17 protein-coding genes and 1 other annotated feature are annotated in these 18,214 nt (G+C 31.9%); of the genes, 15 read left to right on the top strand and 2 right to left on the bottom strand.

Features of this window, described 5'->3' with window-relative positions; all coding sequences use genetic code 11:
* Positions 1-22 precede the first annotated feature (22 nt).
* Positions 23-190 (bottom strand): DUF362 domain-containing protein, encoded by a 168-nt coding sequence (locus tag KQ51_RS09605; protein ID WP_071162090.1) that lies wholly within the window; start codon positions 188-190, stop codon positions 23-25.
* A 211-nt stretch (positions 191-401) separates the two neighbouring features.
* Here KQ51_RS09605 and KQ51_RS05670 point away from each other — a divergent pair, with 211 nt between their 5' ends.
* Genes KQ51_RS05670 through KQ51_RS05680 form a run of 3 tightly spaced genes read left to right on the top strand, consistent with a single transcriptional unit; the run spans position 402 to position 1,433 of the window.
* Positions 402-626 carry a YneF family protein gene (locus KQ51_RS05670; protein WP_038470000.1) on the top strand — a complete coding sequence of 75 codons (225 nt, stop codon included), beginning with the start codon at positions 402-404 and terminating at the stop codon, positions 624-626.
* Between the two features lie 56 nt (positions 627-682).
* Positions 683-1,027 carry a DUF4440 domain-containing protein gene (locus tag KQ51_RS05675; RefSeq protein ID WP_052609256.1) on the top strand — a complete coding sequence of 115 codons (345 nt, stop codon included), beginning with the start codon at positions 683-685 and terminating at the stop codon, positions 1,025-1,027.
* 10 nt (positions 1,028-1,037) lie between these two features.
* Complete coding sequence (locus KQ51_RS05680; RefSeq protein ID WP_038470004.1) at positions 1,038-1,433, top strand: VOC family protein; 396 nt, start codon at positions 1,038-1,040, stop codon at positions 1,431-1,433.
* Here KQ51_RS05680 and plsY read toward each other — a convergent pair.
* Positions 1,430-2,101, bottom strand: coding sequence for a glycerol-3-phosphate 1-O-acyltransferase PlsY (plsY, locus tag KQ51_RS05685; protein ID WP_038470007.1), 672 nt, complete (start codon positions 2,099-2,101; stop codon positions 1,430-1,432). The two genes, KQ51_RS05680 and plsY, sit on opposite strands and share 4 nt — an antisense overlap.
* Before the next feature lie 125 nt (positions 2,102-2,226).
* On the opposite strand from plsY, the gene parE reads away from it, so the two are divergent.
* The 12 genes from parE (at position 2,227) to hisS (ending at position 18,213) form a co-directional block, all read left to right on the top strand.
* Complete coding sequence (gene parE, locus KQ51_RS05690) at positions 2,227-4,155, top strand: DNA topoisomerase IV subunit B (RefSeq protein ID WP_052609258.1); 1,929 nt, start codon at positions 2,227-2,229, stop codon at positions 4,153-4,155.
* 11 nt (positions 4,156-4,166) lie between these two features.
* A complete protein-coding gene (parC, locus tag KQ51_RS05695) occupies positions 4,167-6,680 on the top strand; it encodes a DNA topoisomerase IV subunit A (protein WP_071162091.1) in 2,514 nt (837 codons plus the stop codon).
* A 134-nt stretch (positions 6,681-6,814) separates the two neighbouring features.
* The gene (locus tag KQ51_RS05700; RefSeq protein WP_038470010.1) at positions 6,815-7,885 is read left to right on the top strand and encodes a hypothetical protein; all 1,071 of its coding nucleotides are present in this window, start codon (positions 6,815-6,817) and stop codon (positions 7,883-7,885) included.
* 8 nt (positions 7,886-7,893) lie between these two features.
* On the top strand, positions 7,894-8,715 hold the full coding sequence (gene nadC, locus KQ51_RS05705; protein ID WP_038470013.1) for a carboxylating nicotinate-nucleotide diphosphorylase: 822 nt from the start codon (positions 7,894-7,896) through the stop codon (positions 8,713-8,715).
* A 13-nt stretch (positions 8,716-8,728) separates the two neighbouring features.
* Positions 8,729-10,381 (top strand): arginine--tRNA ligase, encoded by a 1,653-nt coding sequence (gene argS, locus KQ51_RS05710; RefSeq protein WP_038470016.1) that lies wholly within the window; start codon positions 8,729-8,731, stop codon positions 10,379-10,381.
* 40 nt (positions 10,382-10,421) lie between these two features.
* Positions 10,422-11,996, top strand: coding sequence for a single-stranded-DNA-specific exonuclease RecJ (gene recJ / locus KQ51_RS05715; RefSeq protein WP_052609260.1), 1,575 nt, complete (start codon positions 10,422-10,424; stop codon positions 11,994-11,996).
* A gap of 78 nt (positions 11,997-12,074) precedes the next feature.
* The gene (locus KQ51_RS05720) at positions 12,075-12,587 is read left to right on the top strand and encodes an adenine phosphoribosyltransferase (RefSeq protein ID WP_038470018.1); all 513 of its coding nucleotides are present in this window, start codon (positions 12,075-12,077) and stop codon (positions 12,585-12,587) included.
* 12 nt (positions 12,588-12,599) lie between these two features.
* A complete protein-coding gene (locus KQ51_RS05725) occupies positions 12,600-14,771 on the top strand; it encodes a RelA/SpoT family protein (RefSeq protein WP_038470021.1) in 2,172 nt (723 codons plus the stop codon).
* Positions 14,771-15,220: a D-aminoacyl-tRNA deacylase gene (dtd, locus tag KQ51_RS05730; protein ID WP_038470024.1), complete on the top strand. Its 450-nt coding sequence runs from the start codon at positions 14,771-14,773 to the stop codon at positions 15,218-15,220. The genes KQ51_RS05725 and dtd overlap by 1 nt, the downstream gene beginning before the upstream one ends.
* Positions 15,217-16,017 (top strand): GNAT family N-acetyltransferase, encoded by an 801-nt coding sequence (locus KQ51_RS05735; RefSeq protein ID WP_038470027.1) that lies wholly within the window; start codon positions 15,217-15,219, stop codon positions 16,015-16,017. The genes dtd and KQ51_RS05735 overlap by 4 nt, the downstream gene beginning before the upstream one ends.
* Positions 16,001-16,609 (top strand): GNAT family N-acetyltransferase, encoded by a 609-nt coding sequence (locus tag KQ51_RS05740; protein ID WP_081909923.1) that lies wholly within the window; start codon positions 16,001-16,003, stop codon positions 16,607-16,609. Before KQ51_RS05735 ends, KQ51_RS05740 begins: the two co-directional genes overlap by 17 nt.
* Before the next feature lie 24 nt (positions 16,610-16,633).
* Positions 16,634-16,842 (top strand) — a binding site (T-box leader).
* Positions 16,843-16,887: 45 nt separating this feature from the next.
* Positions 16,888-18,213, top strand: a complete 1,326-nt coding sequence (gene hisS / locus KQ51_RS05745) for a histidine--tRNA ligase (RefSeq protein WP_071162092.1) — start codon at positions 16,888-16,890, stop codon at positions 18,211-18,213.
* Position 18,214: the final 1 nt, after the last annotated feature.

Raw genomic sequence — 18,214 nt, forward strand, 5'->3', positions numbered from 1 at the left:
GAGTTGAAAACTCTTTTTTTTATTAAACTTCAGAAATAGCGTCTACAGGACAAACAACTTCACAAGCACCACAGTCGATGCAAACGTCTTCGTCGATTACGTAGATATCACCTTCAGCGATACAGTCAACTGGACATTCAGCTACACAAGCACCACATGCAATACAGTCATTATTAATTCTTCTAGGCATAGTTCATTCCTCCTTTATGTACTAATTATTCAACTATATTTTAGTCTATTTAAGCCGTTTTGTAAACACAAAAAAGCAAAATTTAAAAACTTTTTATTTTATTTACAATGAGTTCTAAATTACTAATTACTAAAATGCTTATAAAGTACGATATTCCTTGTATTATTACTCAATTTCTTGTAGAATAAAAAAGAATAAAAGGAGTGATATTATGGTTAGTTTAGCAACTTGGGCATTTGTATTAATATTAGTAGGTGTACTTTTAGTAGGCGGGGCATTAGGATTCTTCCTATCACAAAGATATTTCAAGAAGTATTTACGTGACAATCCACCTGTAAATGAAAATATGATCAGAGCAATGATGATGCAAATGGGTAGAAAACCGTCTGAAAAACAAGTAAGACAAGTTATGCAATCAATGAATCAAGCGAAATAGCCTCATTTTTGAGGTTATTTTTTTTATAATATGCTAAAATATTAAGGGGTGGTAACATGATTGAATTATTATTAAAATTAGAAATGTCTCTTTGGATAAAGGAAACTAGAAATAACTATGATTACTTAGATAAGATCCTGCACAAGAACTTTAAAGAATTTGGGATGAGTGGGAGTATCTTTTCAAAAGAAGATATTCTAAATAATTTAGATTTGAACTTGGAATCTAAATTTCCGTTCAAAAATTTAGAAGTTAAGCAAATTGACGAAATCAGTTATTTAATTACATATCAAGCAGAAGTAATCGAAAAAACTAAATCCATTAAAAGCAATCGATCTAGCATATGGATAGGTAGAGATAGTTTTCAATTGCTGTTTCATCAAGGAACTTTAACGGAATAAGGAGAATTAAATGGCTAAAGTTGTTGGTATTGGTGGAGTTTTCTTACAATTTAAAGGTGAGAAAAAAGAGGTTCAAAATTGGTATAATGAGTTTATGGGACTTGATATGACTGAATATGGAACTGGGTTTTATGAAGGAGAGCAGTTAGTTTTGCTATCTTTTAAACGTTCAAATGAAAATAGTCCATTTATTAATTTACGAGTAGATGATATAGATGCAATGTTCAAAAAGTTTGTAGATAATAGTATTGAAATTGTTGATGATATCAAACGATATGATTATGGTAAGTTCGGACAATTTAAAGATCCTTTTGGAAATATTATTGAACTTTGGGAACCATTTACAGATAAGTACATCGAAATGGTAAAAAAAGAAATTGTACAATATAAAAAAGGTAAACTCTAATTTGAGTTTACCTTTTTCTTATCAAATAATTTTACTTTTGGTTCGACACCATTCTTAATATTCTGGAAATTCTTTTTATGTCTAAATGCAACTAACAGAAGTAGTAATCCTAAATATAGAGCAACACTATATGTATTTGGCTCTAAAGAAACCATTCCTACAAAACTAATCATTGAACCACTTATCCAAGCAAAAATACCCAGGATAAAGCCAGTAGCAACAGCTATTGTTGAAGATGCACTAACATATTTGAATATTCGTAACGATATCAAGAATGCAAACATCATAATAAAGGCAAATAACGGGTTATAAGCAATCATAATACCAACAGTAGCAGCGACGGCTTTTCCACCTTTGAATTTTATATATACACTATATACATGTCCAAATGCAGCAGCAACACCATAAGCCAGAGGATTAAAGAGTGTACTACCATCAAAAACTTCCAACTGAATCAATAAAACAATCAAACCAGCTTTTAAACCATCTAAAATTAGTACTGAATATCCAATAGATTTACCTAAAAATCGCAAAGAGTTAGTTCCACCAGGGTTTCCACTACCATGTTCTCGGACATCAATTCCTCTAAATTTTCGACCTAAAATCACCGAAAATGGAATAGAGCCTAAGAGGTAAGCTAAGACCAAAAGTCCGTATTTCAAAAGCATCAAAATCAACTCCATTTTTTTTAAATACAACATATTATATCATACTAAATTTCAATTTACACTACAAAAATCAATTTCTATTTGTTATAATTATTAAAGTAGTTGAGACGAAGAGGAAGTGTTACATGATGTTAGAGAACAAAATTAAATACGATGCAACGTCGATTCAAATCTTAGAAGAACTAGAAGCTGTCCGTAAAAGACCTGGTATGTATATCGGTTCTACTGACTCAAGAGGGCTTCATCATTTGGTATGGGAAATTGTCGATAACGGAATTGATGAAGTGTTAGCAGGACATGGTAATGAAATCAGAGTTACTATTAAAGAAGATAATTCTGTAGTAGTCCAAGACTTCGGTCGTGGTGTACCTGTAGGGATGCATGAGAGCGGTGTTAGTGCTGTAGAAATCATCTATACAAGATTACACGCAGGTGGTAAATTTGGCCAAGCTGGAGGATATAAGGTTTCTGGAGGGTTACATGGTGTAGGTGCCAGTGTAGTTAATGCTCTAAGTGATTATGTCGATGTAACAGCACAACGAGATGGAAAAACACACCACATTCGTTTTAATAATGGTGGTAGAGAAGTTACGAAGTTAGAAGTTATTGGAGACACTAAAAAGTCAGGGACAATCGTATGGTTTAAACCGACAAGTGAAATGTTTTCAACTTCAGTGTTTAACTTCACAACAATCTCAGAAAGATTAAGAGAAAGTGCCTTTTTGTTAAAAGGACTTAAAATGGTATTAATCGATGAACGTTCGAATGCCAAAGAAGAATATTTATATGAAGATGGTATCATCTCATATGTAGATTTTATTAACGAGAAAAGAACAGCGATTCATGATACTAAATTTTTAGAAGGATCAAGTATGAAAATAGAAGTTGAAATGGCTTTTCAATTTACTAAATCATATTCAGATCAATTAGTATCGTTCGTTAACAATGTCCGTACAAAAGATGGTGGTACTCATGAAACAGGATACAAATCTGCCTTAACAAAGCTATTTAACGAATACGGACAACGTGTTGGTTTAATAAAAAATGGTAATAAACTTGAAGGTGCAGATATTAGAGAGGGATTAACAACGGTATTATCTGTTAGAATTCCTGAAGACTTACTTCAATTTGAAGGACAAACTAAAAATAAATTAGGAACTCCTGATGCACGTACTGCAGTTGAACAAGTAATAAGTGAAAAACTTACTTACTTTTTCGAAGAAAATAACAATTTAACTTATACATTGATTGAAAAGTCATTAAAAGCTAAATTAGCTAGAGATGCAGCTCGTAAAGCACGTGAAGAAGCAAGACTAGAGAAAAGAAAAGCCAAAGTTGAAACAAACCTTTCTGGTAAACTTTCACCAGCCCAATCAAAAAACCCTGCACGAAATGAACTATATTTAGTAGAGGGTGACAGTGCGGGAGGTAGTGCTAAACAAGGACGTAATAGACGTTTTCAAGCAATTCTACCTTTACGTGGTAAAGTAATAAATACCGAGAAAGCTAAAATTGAAGATGTTTTAAAGAATGAAGAAGTAAACACAATTATTCATACTATAGGTGCAGGTTTAGGTCCTGATTTTGACCTAAAAAAATGTAACTACGACAAAGTAATAATCATGACAGATGCTGATACTGATGGAGCACATATCCAAGTGTTATTATTAACATTCTTCTTTAGATATATGCGAGAATTAGTGCAAGCAGGTAAAGTATATATTGCTTTACCACCGTTATATAAAGTAACTAAAAAAATAAAAAATAAAAACAATATTGAATATGCATGGACCGATGAAGAATTAGAAGAAATTACTAAGTCTTTAAAAGGATACAATATCCAGCGATTCAAAGGTTTAGGTGAAATGAATGCCGGACAACTCTGGGATACAACAATGAACCCAGAAACACGAACTCTTATCCAAGTAAAAATTGAAAACCTTGGGGATGCTGATCAAAGAATCAACGTCTTAATGGGTGATAAAGTAGAACCTCGTAGAGAATGGATTGAAAATAACGTTGTATTCTCTACTGAAGATGACTTTAGGATTTAAGGAGACTAACAATGGCGAAAAAAGTAATTAAAGACATAGAAGAGTTCGTAAATCAAAAAATACTTCAAGAAAATTTAGAAGATATAGTTGGAGAAAGATTCGGTAGATATTCTAAATATATTATTCAAGATCGTGCTTTACCAGACGTTCGTGATGGTTTAAAACCAGTACAAAGACGTGTGTTATATTCAATGTACAAACTAGGAATGTTTTCAGACAAACCTTATAAGAAATCAGCCCGTATTGTCGGAGACGTAATTGGTAAGTATCACCCTCATGGTGATTCTTCAGTTTACGATGCTATGGTTAGATTAAGTCAGCCATGGAAAATGAGAAATTTACTTGTAGATATGCATGGTAATAATGGTTCTATAGATGGAGATAGCGCTGCAGCAATGCGTTATACTGAAGCTAGAATGTCATTAGCTAGTGAAATGCTTATTAAAGATATTGAAAAAAGAACAGTAGATTTTATTCCAAACTTTGACGATGAGGAATACGAACCAACAGTACTTCCTGCTAGATTCCCTAACTTATTATGTAATGGGGCAACAGGAATTAGTGCTGGTTATGCAACTGAAATTCCTCCCCATAATTTACGTGAAGTAATTAATGCAGTAGTAAAAAGAATTGAAAATCCGTTAATGGATATAGATGATTTAATTAAAGTGATGCGTGGTCCAGATTTCCCTACAGGGGCAATTGTTCAAGGTAAAGAGCAAATAAAACAAGCCTTTGAAACAGGACGCGGTAGAATAATTGTTAAATCTAAAACAGAAATTATCGATCATGACATTATCGTCACAGAACTACCTTATGAGGTTAATAAGGCCACACTAGTTAGAAAAATGGATGATATAAGAATTAAAAAGCAAATTGACGGAATCAAAGAAGTTAGAGATGAATCAGATCGTGAAGGTTTAAGAATTGTTATTGAAGTTAAAAAAGCATTTGAACCTCAAGTAATCTTAAACTTCTTACATAAGAAAACAAATTTAACAAAGTCTTACAACTATAACATGGTTGCTATTAATAATAAACGACCTATGTTAATGGGTGTATTCCAAATCCTTGATGCATACATTATTCATCAAAAAGAAGTAATAACTAATCGTTCAAACTATGAATTAAGAAAAGCTCAAAAGCGACTTCATATTGTTGAAGGTATCATAACAATGATGGATGTATTAGATGAAGTTATTACTCTAATCCGTTCTTCAAAAAATAAACGTGATGCTAAAAACAAACTAATGAAAGCATTCAAATTCACAGAAGAACAAGCAGAAGCAATCGTTATATTACAACTATATCGTTTATCTTCAACAGACATCAATGAGTTACAAGTTGAGCAAAGTGAACTAGAAGGTATAATCGAGAACCTAAATCTTATTCTGAAAAATGAAAAAGAATTAGAAAGAGTAATAATTGACGAATTACGCGCTTCACAGAAGAAATTAAACTCAAAACGTTTAACAGTAATTGAAGAAGAAATTGAAAAAATTACTATAGCTGAAGAAGAATTAATTACTGAAGAACAAGTAATTATAGGTATAACTAGAGAAGGATATGTAAAATCTACATCAATCCGTTCATTTAAGGCAACAGAGCAAATATCTCTTAGAGATAATGATTCAATGTTGTTCTCAGGAGAAGTTTCTACATTAGATGTTATGCTATTATTTACTAACTTAGGTAATTATATTTATCTACCAGTATATAAAATGCCAGTTTTTAAATGGAAAGATTTAGGAACTCATATCAATAACTTAGTTCAATTATCTGAGAATGAAAGCATTGTGAAGATTCTTAAAATAAGAAATTTTAAAGAACAAAGAAATCTTCTATTTGTTACTAAGAATAATCTAGTAAAACAAACTGAACTAAAAGAATTTGAAGTCTCTCGTTACACAAAACCTGTAAGAGCAATCTCGTTATCAAAAAATGACGAAGTTGTAAGTGTTGATATAACTGAAAGTTTAGATGCTGAATTAGTAATATTCTCAGCAAAAGGACAAGCACTAAGATTTAATCTTTGTGAGATTCCAGTAACTTCAACAACTGCCAAGGGTGTTAAAGGTATGAACTTAGGACAAAAGCAAGAACTTGCTTCAGGTATTGTTTTAAAAGATTATCATGATCTATTATTGTTAACTAACCGTGGAACGATTAAACGAATCAATGTTAATGAAATTCCTAAGAAAAAGCGTACTAATAAAGGGGTTCAAATCTATAAAGAAGTTAGATCAAATCCTTATTTGGTACAAGATCTGTGTTTATTAAATGCAACTCAATACAAGAACAGAGCTAAAATTACAGTCAATACAACAACAACCTCTGTCGATATTAGTTCATTTGATATAAAACATGATAAGACAGAAAATGGAAAAACATTTGTCAAAAAGTCTTTAGGAAATTCATTGTTTATTAATATTGAGCAAGTTGAAGAAGATCCTTCAATAACTCCTGTTAGTGATTATGTAAAAGAAGATGATCATGAAGTGATTCAACAAAAATTATTCGAATAAAAAAGTAGCTAACGCTACTTTTTTTATTATAGTCAAAATAAATCAAAAATGACTATAAATAACTAATAAAAATGTTGAAAATATCTCTAAATATAGTAAAATATATATATGAATGTTATATTTGAGGTGATTTTATGAATTGTATGGAAAATCTAAACCGTACACAAATACCAAACGATGTAGTAATGAAATACATAAAGCTATATAAATCGGTTGGAGTAAATCAATTTAATCACGAAATACTTACTAGTGATTATGAAGCAATGGTGCGCCAAACTGTACGTAATGATACGTATTTTTTTGCTAAACTATTTAATACAAATGTAACCGATTCTAGGTTTAAATCATTAATTTATAAAAATGTAAAACCTAAAAACAAAGATGAAAAACTGATTATCAATTTGAAGAATGCCTTTACCAAGATACATAAAGAAACCTCTTCATTTGAGTTGTTAGTTAATGAAATTCAAGATTTAATGAAATTCTTATATACAGACATTATCTCAGCTAGTAAAATGCAATTCAGGAAAATTGAAAGAAAAGATCGGAATGTTAACTTGTTAAATAGCAAGTACTCAAGTACAAGAGAATCTATTGATTATCTAATTCAACTGTTTAATGAAGCGGTAAAAGAGAATACATATGAGTTATCATTCATAATTATGAACTTTTACATTGATTTTATTAAGATCAAACCATTTGTTGATAAAAATGAAGAACTTGGAATTCTTTTGATGTACATTTTGCTATTAACTAATGGCTTTGAAGTATATGAGTATATTAGTTTCATGGAGAAAATCTTTAAATCTAAAAGTGTATTCGAGAATGCAGTATTGCAATCTTCGTTTAACTGGGAAGTTGGATATCCACAGATAATACCACTTCATAGTTTTGTAATTAACGTATCACTTGATTCGTATCAAACACTTAATTTCTTAGTCAGAGATTATGAGTTTGATAAGCAATTAAATAAGTCTAATAATGTTGAAAATACCATCATAAAATTAGAAGATACATTCAGTAAAGATGACATCAGAAATGTGCATCCGTACATTTCGGATTCAACAATTAATAGGACTTTGAAACGGTTAAGAGATGAAGGCAAAATTCGACCACTTGGTAAAGGTCGAAGTGCTAAATGGATAAAATTGATCAAGACTGATAGTGATAAATTAAAATATGAACAATTAGATCTTAATATTTAGGTATCGTTATGAATGATAAAATTGACAAGATAATATATGATGCACTTGAAGAAGACATTCCAACTATTGATGTAACAACTGACAACATCTTTTCTGATCAACTCTCAGAAGGAGTTCTCATAGCAGAGGAAGATGGAGTATTAAGTGGTATCAAAATTATGCAAAGAGTCTTTCAAATACTGGATGATGAAATATATATTAAGGTAATTAATAGTGATGCTACCTTCGTTGAAAAAGGTGACATTATAGCCATTATTAGTGGTAGAGCAAAATCAATTTTGAAAGGTGAGCAATTAGTCTTAAATATCATTCGAAGAATGAGCGGGATAGCTTCTTTGACAAAAGAATATGTTGACGAAATTGGCAATAGATTTACTAAGATTATTGATACAAGGATGACTTCTCCCAATTTAAGAATACTAGAAAAACAAGCGGTCTTAGATGGTGGAGGTATTAATCACCGGATGAATCTAAGTAACCAAGTAATGTTGAAAGAGAAGCATATCAAAACAGTAGGAAATATTAAAGATGCCGTTAAACTAATTAGGGCAAGAGTTGACCAATCTATTAAGATTGAAGTTGTTGTAAACAACTTCACACAATTCTTGGATTCAATACATACAGATTGTGATATTATAATGCTTGAAAACATGAACAATGAATTAATCCGAAAATGTGTAGAACACAATACAAACAAACTACTTGAAGCAAGTGGAAATATAACATTAGAAAGAATTAAAAGTGTTGCTGAAACCGGTGTTGATTTTATCAGCGTCGAGGCTTTAACACAGACTTATAAACCACTAAACATAAGTCTAAAATTTAATTAATTGAGGTAGAATTATGAAACTAAATGAATTATTACAAAAAGTAAAAGACTCTCTAAAAGTATGTTTAACTGAGTTAGGTTACTTTGATGAGAACATTGAGATAATACTCGAAACTCCAAAAGACAAAACAAATGGAGATTTATCTTCTAATGTGGCGATGCGTTATGCAAGAATTGCTAGAAAAGCTCCATTTATGATTGCTGAAGAAATAAAGAATGCTCTAAACACAAAGGGATTATTTGTAAAAGAAGTAGTTGTAGCTAAGCCAGGTTTTATCAATTTCTTTTTAGATAAAACATTTTTACTTGAAACAATTACTGAAATAAATAAGCTTGGTAGTAACTTTGGTAACTTGGAAATGGGAAAAGATGAACACTATAATATCGAATTTGTTTCTGTTAATCCTACAGGTGCACTTCATATAGGACATGCCCGTGGGGCAGCTGCTGGTGATTCTCTAAGTAGAATCCTCCAAAAAGCAGGATATAAAGTAACGAAGGAATATTATGTTAATGATGCTGGAAACCAGATACATAACCTGGCTTTAAGTATTGATGCTAGATACAAACAATTGTTTAATCAAAAAGTTGATTTACCTGAAGATGGATATCGTGGACCAGAAATAATTGAAACAGCAAAGGAAATAAAAGCAATCCACAATGATAAATTCTTAAACGAGGACGGATATGAGTTCTTTAGAGAATATGGGGTTGAATCTCTTCTTGTTTTATTACGTAAAGACTTAAAAGCTTTTAATGTCGAATTTGATGTATGGTTTAGTGAAAAATCATTATACGATAACAAACTTGTCAAAGAAACAATTGATTACTTAATTAAGAATGATTACACCTATGAAGAAGAAGGTGCAATTTGGCTCAAAACAAGCGATTATGAAGATGAGAAGGATCGTGTAATTATCAAAAGTGATAAAACATTTACATATCTAACACCTGATATTGCTTACCATAAAAACAAACTAGATAGAGGTTATACTAAACTAATTGATATTCTTGGTGGAGACCATCATGGATATATTAACCGTTTAAAAGCTGCTATTGAAATGGTTGGAGGAAAAAGTGATTTACTTGAAGTAGAACTCCTTCAAATGGTTAAAGTGTTACAAAATGGTATCGAAGTAAAAATGAGTAAACGTAGTGGTAAGGCAATCGTTCTATCTGATTTAGTAGAAGAAGTAGGTAGCGACCCAATTAGATATTTCTTTGCAGCTAGAAGTCTTAGTACACAAATGGATTTAGATTTAGACTTAGCAATAAGACAAACTAATGAAAATCCTGTTTACTATGTACAATACGCTCATGCCAGAATTAACAGTATTTTTGAAGCTGCTAAAACAAAAGGAGTAGATATATCAAATCTACCAACAGAATTCAAAACAATAGCTAACCCGAAAGCATTTGAGTTAGTTAACATATTAGCAAATTATCCTAACATAATCGAACAATCAGCAACACAAAGAGCACCACATAAATTAACAAACTATATCCAACAACTAGCAAGTGCATTCCATAGTTTTTACAATGCAGAACAAGTAATAACTACTGACCAATTAAAAACTAGAGAACACTTGTCACTTCTTAATGCAGCAAAAATAATTTTAAAAGATAGTCTTTCTCTTATTGGAGTAAGTGCACCAAACAAAATGTAAAAAAAAGTGGTAATACCACTTTTTTAGTAAGGAGCCTTGAATGTATAAATGGAAAATACGCAACAATAGCCTTGACCAAACTAACCTTGTTGAAGAAGTATATAAAGCAAGAGGGATTGAGAACTATCAAGAACTATTCAGTTTAGATGAAAAAGCATTCCTCGATCCATATCTTATTAACGATATGGACAAAGCAGTTGACCGTATCATGAAAGCTATTAAAAACAAAGAAAAAATTCTTGTTTATGGTGATTATGATGTAGATGGTATCACTGCAACATTTGTCGTTTATGATACATTAAAAAACTTAGGAGCAAATATCAATTATGATATTCCCAACAGGTTTGTTGATGGGTATGGTTTATCATATTCTAAGACATTTGACATTATCAATGAAGGTTACAATCTTGTAATAACAGTTGATAACGGGATAAAGAGTATTGATGAAGTGAAGTACTTCAAAGAAAATAATATTGACATTATTATTACTGATCATCATGAAAAAGAAGGTGTCTTACCAGATGCATACGCAATTTTACATACTTCTTTATCAAAAAAATATACCTTCAAACCTTTGGCAGGAGTAGGTGTTGCTTTTAAACTGTCTCAAGCTTTAATCGGTGAAGAAGCTCTAGAATATACTGATATAGTTGCGCTCGGTACAATCGCCGATATGATGCCTCTAGAAGGTGAAAATAGAGCGATAGTTAATGTTGGTTTAAGTAAATTAAGGAATTCAAGTAATGTTGGAGCTAGAAGTTTAGTCTCATTTTTAGACATTATTAATCCTAGTGTCGCTGATGTTCAATACAAGATAGCACCACGAATAAACGCATGTGGGCGCATGAAAAGTGCAAAACTCGCAGTAAGATTATTCCAAAGTGAAAATAGTGCTGTCGCTGTTCAAATTCTTAGTGAAATTGAAGAAACAAACAATAAACGAAAACAACTAACAAAAGACCTATATTCTGAATCTCTAAGCACAGTAAACCACAATCAACCAAGCATTATCATTCATTCACCTAAAATGCATGAAGGGGTTATTGGTATTGTAGCGTCACGTTTGGCTAATGAGTATTCAAAAGTTACTGTTGTTTTAAAAGAGGATGAATTCACTTTTAAAGGTAGTATTCGTTCTTATAACGGTGTCGATGTTATCTATATCCTAAACGAGTTAAAAGATTTACTAATCAGACACGGTGGACATCAAAATGCTGCTGGTTTAGAATTCGTTAAAGAAAACTTAAACGAATTCAAAACAAGATTCAACGAATTAATCCCTGACGCAATACGTGATGACATTGTCATAGCAGAAGGAATAATTGATATTCATAAACTAACCATAGAGCAAATTATTGAATTAGATAAATACGACTTAAAAGATACCCTATTTGTCTTTGAAGATATCTATCCAGAGAATAGATATCTAATCAAAGGAGAACATACTAAACTTATCTTAAACGGTGGATCTGAGGCTTTATTCTTTAATAATAAAAACCTTTATTCAAAACTATATAATAAGAATACAGTGACATTACTCGGAAGATTAGACGTAAATTACTTCCGTGGTAAATATAAAAAGCAAATAATAATCGACGATTATTATATTAAATAGCAAATTTATATAGTATATACTACATATTTTGATATAATATAAAAGTACCAAATCAAAACTACTCATTTGGAGGAACTTATGAACTTAAAAAATTATATTGCTAATGTACCAGACTTCCCAAAAAAGGGAATTCAATTTAAAGATATTACACCATTAATTGGCGATGGAAAAGCATTCCAGTATGCCACAGAACAATTTGTTAACTTTACAAAAGAAATTGGCGCAGATATTATTGTTGGTCCAGACGCAAGAGGGTTTATCTTCGGATGTCCTGTTGCTACACAATTAGGATTAGGATTTGTTCCAGTAAGAAAACCAGGAAAATTACCAAGAGAAGTAATTGAAGTTAGTTATGATCTTGAATACGGTAGTAATACATTATGCCTCCATAAAGGAGATATTAAACCAGGACAAAGAGTGTTAATCATTGATGATTTACTAGCGACAGGTGGAACAATTGAAGCCACAATTAAACTAGTTGAAGAATCAGGTGGAATTATCGCTGGTATGGGATTCTTAATTGAATTAATCGCTTTAAACGGAAGAAAGAAATTAGACGGATATAACGTACTTACACTAATGAAATACTAAGAAGGTGGTTCTATGAGCAAAGCAAGAATCGATGCTCTTATTCGAGAAACATCCAAATACATCAAAAATAATGAGCATCTTGATTTAATTCAAGATGCTTATCGTTATGCCAAAGAAATGCATACAGGACAGTATCGTAAGAGTGGGGAAGAATACATTGTTCACCCTGTAGATGTTGCCATTATTTTAAGTGAATATCATACCGATCCAACAACAATCATTGCTGGGTTACTTCATGACGTAATTGAGGACACTGAAGCCACTTTCGAAGATGTTAAAGATAAATTCGGAGAGGAAGTAGCTTTACTTATCGAAGGAGTTACCAAATTAGGACAGTATAAATTCAAAGGTGATGACGCCGAAGCTGATAAAGTTGCAGCTCAAGCAAGAAATGCCCAAAAAATGCTCGTTGCTATGGCCAAAGATATTAGAGTTGTCATTGTAAAACTAGCCGATAGATTAAACAATATTCGCACTCTATCATCTCTTCCGGAAGTTAAACAAAAAAGAATTGCCAGAGAAACAATGGAGATTTATGCACCCCTAGCACACCGCTTAGGGATGAATATAATGAAGGCAGAACTGGAAGATACTTGTTTTAAATATTTAAAACGAGGAACGTATAGAAGAATCGCTCAATTAATATCTGACACAAAAAATAACCGTCTAAAAGACTTAGAATTAATGCGAACAAATATTGAGTATTTGCTCTCAGAAAACAATGTGAATTCAAGTGTTAAAGGACGTATTAAAAACATATATTCAGTCCATAAAAAAATGGTTGATCGTAAAAAGGAATTTGAAGATATCTATGACTTAATAGCACTACGAATCAAAGTTGATTCGATTGAGGATTGTTACCGCACAATTGGTGTAATTCATTCTAAATGGACACCAATTCCAAATAGATTTAAAGATTATATCGCAATGCCAAAACCAAACCTTTACCAATCACTCCATACTTCAGTAATTGCGAATGGTAAAGTTTATGAAATCCAAATACGTACTCAAGAAATGGATGAAATAGCCGAATACGGAGTCGCAGCTCACTGGGCTTATAAAGAAGACATCACAGGTCGTAAAATGACTGATGAAGCAATCAAAAAACTTAAATGGTTTGGTGATTTAGTTAAATTCACCAAAGAAAGTGACAATGATGGCGACGTTCTTAATCTTTTACGAGACGACATCTTCCAGTCAAATGTTTACGTCTTTACTCCCAACGGAGATATTATCGATTTACCAAATGGTTCAACACCATTAGATTTCGCCTTTAGAATTCATTCACAAGTAGGAATTCAAACAGTAGGGGCAATTGTTAATGGTCGTATTGTGCCATTAGAATATGTCCTAAAAACAGGTGACATCGTTAATATGAAAACATCTGTAAACAGTTTTGGACCTAATGATAACTGGTTAAAAATTGTTAAAACATCAAACGCAAAATCAAAAATTAAAAACTATTTAAACAAACGAAGAAGAAGTGTTCTAATTGAAATGGGTCGTGAAGACTTCACGAGAGAACTTCAATCGCGCAAAGTTAACGTTGAATTAAACGATAAACGTGTCAAAGAACTCTTCCATAAAAAAGGTGCTAACAGTGTAGATGACCTATACTACGAAATTGGTAAAAATACAATTTCTCCAGGTAACGCTGTTAACTCATTTGTAGATAAAGAAGAATATACTCCAGAAGATTTAATGGAAAGAATTAATACTATTGTTTATCTTGATCAGAAAAGTGATACTAACATAATTGTTGAAGGGTTAACAACACCATCAATTAAATTATCAAACTGTTGTACACCGATACCAGGTGATAAAATCTCCGGATATATCTCTAAAGGAGCCGGTATTGCAGTTCATAGAACAAAATGTAATAACCTTCAATCTTTAGACAAAGAGCGTTACATCGAAGTATTTTGGGGTAATGATACCTCAAGACAATATTCAGTAAACTTAAAAATCATCGCCTCAAATAGGGATAATGTTCTTGCGGAAGTTATCAATACAATTACTTCAACCAAAGGTAAAGTAATTCAAGTAGCCGCATCAACAAATAAAAACTTAGAAGCGATTATAAAACTCAAAGTTAGCATCGCAAATAAAAAAGAATTAGATAACATGATTGTTAATATGCAAAAAATCAGTGATATCTATTCGATTGAAAGAATGATGAAATAATGAGAATTTTAGTCCAAAGAGTAAAACAATCTAGCTGCCGTGTTAATTACGAGATAATTTCCGAAATTAACAACGGCTTTTTACTATTCACAGCTTTTACCCACACTGATACAATTGAAGATGTAAAATACCTAGCTAAAAAAGTGGCGAACTTACGCGTTTTTGAGGATGAATATAATAAAATGAGTAAAAGTATTAAAGATATGAACTATGAAATATTAAATATTTCTCAGTTCACACTTTACGGTGACACTAAAAAAGGCAATCGTCCTTCTTTCACCAAAGCAATGGTACCAACAAAAGCCAAAGAACTATATTTAGAACTAACTAGTATCTTAAATAACGAATACAATATAAAAACTAAGAACGGAGAATTTGGTGCCTATATGGACATCAAACTAATTAATGATGGTCCCGTTACTGTCATGTTAGAAAGTAAAGAAAAATGATTAGAAAACTAACTGAATTAGATCGCACCAAAGTTCTAGACTATCTCTACAAGGAAGCATCATACAATATTTTCATTATTGGTGACATCGAAGCGTTTGGCTTCGATAAAGACTTCCAAACTATTTACGGAGAGATTGAAAACAATGAATTTATAAGTGTTCAATTATTTTATAATGAACACGCTATTTATTATGCCAATAAAACAGTATTTAACACTGCTTACTTAGACATATATAAGAATCACAAATTTAACTATATGAGTGGTAAAGAAGAATTAATGACATTAATCAAACCACATCTATCTCAAGAATTTAACTTTAAGCCAATGCATTTCTGTCAAGCAACATCAATTGATATCGAAGTCGAAATTACTGAAGAAATCAAGCTAGTTAAAACAAAAGAAGATGTCATAAAACTATATAATTTACTTATCACAATCAATGAATTTGGGATCCAACATAAATCTTTAGAAGACTTCATAAAAAGTACAGAAAAAGGACTTGAAATGGGGACAAAACTCTATGTTGAAAAAGATGGTAAAATGGTCTCAACAGTTGCGACAACCGCAGATACAACAATCAATGCTATGGTTGTAGGAGTAGCAACTGATACTAATTACCGAAAACAAGGATATGCTTCACAATTAATGATTAGTCTAATGAAAGAGTATATCATCAATAAAAAGAAAGATCTCTGTCTATTTTATGACAACCCTAAAGCCGGAAAGATTTATAAAAGACTCGGATTTAAGGATGTTGGCAAATGGGTAATGATGAGCGATGTTGAAGGCAACTAAAGTCATCCAACCAGTAATGGAGACAAAACGACTAATCTTAAGACCATTAGTACAAAGTGATGCAGCTAGTATATATAGCTATGCTAAATTATCAACAGTTGGACCATTAGCAGGATGGGAGCCACATGAATCATTAAAGAGTACGTATGATTTTATAACTTATGCCCTCCGTAAAAAAGATTATGGACAACCTGGTGTATATAGTATTATCTTAAAAGAAACAAAAGCAATGATTGGAACAATCGAAATCCATTCTTATAAAGAACAAAAAGGCGCAATCGGTTTTGTTCTTAACCCAGAATACTGGAATAAAGGATACACCACAGAAGCTTCAAAAGCATGCATTATCTATGCTTTTGAACTCCTTGATCTAAAACGCTTAGAATATTGTCACTTCCCTCATAACACACCTTCAAAACGAGTTTGTGAGAAACTAGGATTCACCTTTGAAGGAGTTTTAAGAAACAAATATTTACTCTATGATGGAACAGTTTTAGATGATGTTGTTTATTCAATCACCACAGAAGATTATAACGAAACAAATCTTCCTTGGTTAAAATCATTCAAAAAGGACTTATTGATTGACTATTAAAGATATTTTTAGTATAATTTACAAAGTAAACTGAAGACGAAGAAAGTATAACTAAAAACCTTCAAAGAGAAAGATACCACGGCTGAAAGTATCTAAGTAGTTTTAAAGTTAGAAAGACACTTCTAAAGGCTTTTCTGAAACATAGTAGGAAAAGACGTCACTCGCGTTAAGAGATAAGGGCCTAGACTTACTAGGAACTAAGGTGGTACCGCGGATACTTATTCGTCCTTAAACGTGTTGTTTAAGGACGATTTTTATATATTTAAGGAGGTTTTATTATGTTTAAAAAAATGAAAGGTACATATGACATTTTACCCACAGAAGTTGCCAAATGGCAAAAACTAGAAAAAGTCATTAGAAATGTATCGAAAATCTACAACTACAAAGAAATAAGAACACCAATCTTTGAGAAAAGTGAATTGTTCCACAGAGGTGTAGGCGAAGACACTGATATCGTAAGTAAAGAAACTTACGATTTTATTGATAGAGGGAAAAGAGCTAATACACTACGCCCAGAAGGTACCGCAGGAGTAGTAAGAAGTTATATTGAAAATAAACTATATACTTCAAATGTCCCTGTTCAAAAAATGTACTATGTCGGTAATATGTTTAGATATGAACGTCCTCAAAAAGGACGTTATCGTCAATTTAGTCAGTTCGGTGCTGAAGCATTTGGAAGTAATTCCCCACAATTAGATGCTGAGATAATTGCTTACGCAGTAAGTATTTTAAAAGCACTAAAAATAAAAGATGTTAATGTTCACATCAATAGTATTGGTGATGCGGAAAGTAAAAAGAACTATAAAGAAGCTTTACTAACTTACTTAGCTCCTGACATCGACAAACTATGTTCTGATTGTCAAGTTCGTTATACAAAGAATCCATTACGTATTTTGGATTGTAAAATTGATGCTGAAAACCCAATTTTACAAAAAGCCCCAAAACCACTTGATTATCTAACTGAAACCGCTAAAATCCACTTTGTTAAAACATGTAATTACCTTACAGCTATGGGTATCAACTACACAGTTGATACAAGCTTAGTTAGAGGTTTAGATTATTATACACACACAGTATTTGAAGTAAAAGCTAACCTTGATACCCTAGGTGCCCAAAACACTATATGTGGTGGTGGACGTTATAATAATTTAGTTAAATCATTAGAAGGTCCAGACACACCAGGAGTTGGTTTTGCCTTTGGTCTAGAAAGACTTATGTTTGCACTTGAATCAATTAACTTTACTGGTGATCCTGATTACTTACACCTATATATGATGATTTTAGGAGAAGACCAAAAAGAAGATGGGTTACAACTAGTTAATCGTTGTCGTTTAGGTGGGTTATACACCGACCTTGATTTCCTTGATAAAGGAATGAAAGGTAAATGGAAACAAGCTGCTAACTTAAAAGCTAGATTCGTTGCTATCTTCGGCGAAGAAGAGCAAAAGAATGGCACAATAAATATTAAAGATCAAGAAACTGGAAAAGAAGAAACAATCAAGAAAACACAACTATATAATTACGTCGTAGCTGAATTAATGAAACCTTCATCAAATTGTGAAGGTTGCAGTACTGAAAGCTGTGATGAATGTGAGGACGTATAAA

Source organism: Candidatus Izimaplasma bacterium HR1 (assembly GCA_000755705.1).
Lineage (GTDB): Bacteria > Bacillota_I > Bacilli_A > Izemoplasmatales > Izemoplasmataceae > Xianfuyuplasma.

What these genes read in the sequence shown, in the direction of transcription:
- KQ51_RS09605 (WP_071162090.1), bottom strand. Translation starts at nt 190, where the DNA reads ATGCCTAGAAGAATTAATAATGACTGTATTGCATGTGGTGCTTGTGTA.
- KQ51_RS05670 (WP_038470000.1), top strand. Translation starts at nt 402, where the DNA reads ATGGTTAGTTTAGCAACTTGGGCATTTGTATTAATATTAGTAGGTGTA.
- KQ51_RS05675 (WP_052609256.1), top strand. Translation starts at nt 683, where the DNA reads ATGATTGAATTATTATTAAAATTAGAAATGTCTCTTTGGATAAAGGAA.
- KQ51_RS05680 (WP_038470004.1), top strand. Translation starts at nt 1,038, where the DNA reads ATGGCTAAAGTTGTTGGTATTGGTGGAGTTTTCTTACAATTTAAAGGT.
- plsY (WP_038470007.1), bottom strand. Translation starts at nt 2,101, where the DNA reads ATGCTTTTGAAATACGGACTTTTGGTCTTAGCTTACCTCTTAGGCTCT.
- parE (WP_052609258.1), top strand. Translation starts at nt 2,227, where the DNA reads ATGATGTTAGAGAACAAAATTAAATACGATGCAACGTCGATTCAAATC.
- parC (WP_071162091.1), top strand. Translation starts at nt 4,167, where the DNA reads ATGGCGAAAAAAGTAATTAAAGACATAGAAGAGTTCGTAAATCAAAAA.
- KQ51_RS05700 (WP_038470010.1), top strand. Translation starts at nt 6,815, where the DNA reads ATGAATTGTATGGAAAATCTAAACCGTACACAAATACCAAACGATGTA.
- nadC (WP_038470013.1), top strand. Translation starts at nt 7,894, where the DNA reads ATGAATGATAAAATTGACAAGATAATATATGATGCACTTGAAGAAGAC.
- argS (WP_038470016.1), top strand. Translation starts at nt 8,729, where the DNA reads ATGAAACTAAATGAATTATTACAAAAAGTAAAAGACTCTCTAAAAGTA.
- recJ (WP_052609260.1), top strand. Translation starts at nt 10,422, where the DNA reads ATGTATAAATGGAAAATACGCAACAATAGCCTTGACCAAACTAACCTT.
- KQ51_RS05720 (WP_038470018.1), top strand. Translation starts at nt 12,075, where the DNA reads ATGAACTTAAAAAATTATATTGCTAATGTACCAGACTTCCCAAAAAAG.
- KQ51_RS05725 (WP_038470021.1), top strand. Translation starts at nt 12,600, where the DNA reads ATGAGCAAAGCAAGAATCGATGCTCTTATTCGAGAAACATCCAAATAC.
- dtd (WP_038470024.1), top strand. Translation starts at nt 14,771, where the DNA reads ATGAGAATTTTAGTCCAAAGAGTAAAACAATCTAGCTGCCGTGTTAAT.
- KQ51_RS05735 (WP_038470027.1), top strand. Translation starts at nt 15,217, where the DNA reads ATGATTAGAAAACTAACTGAATTAGATCGCACCAAAGTTCTAGACTAT.
- KQ51_RS05740 (WP_081909923.1), top strand. Translation starts at nt 16,001, where the DNA reads ATGTTGAAGGCAACTAAAGTCATCCAACCAGTAATGGAGACAAAACGA.
- hisS (WP_071162092.1), top strand. Translation starts at nt 16,888, where the DNA reads ATGTTTAAAAAAATGAAAGGTACATATGACATTTTACCCACAGAAGTT.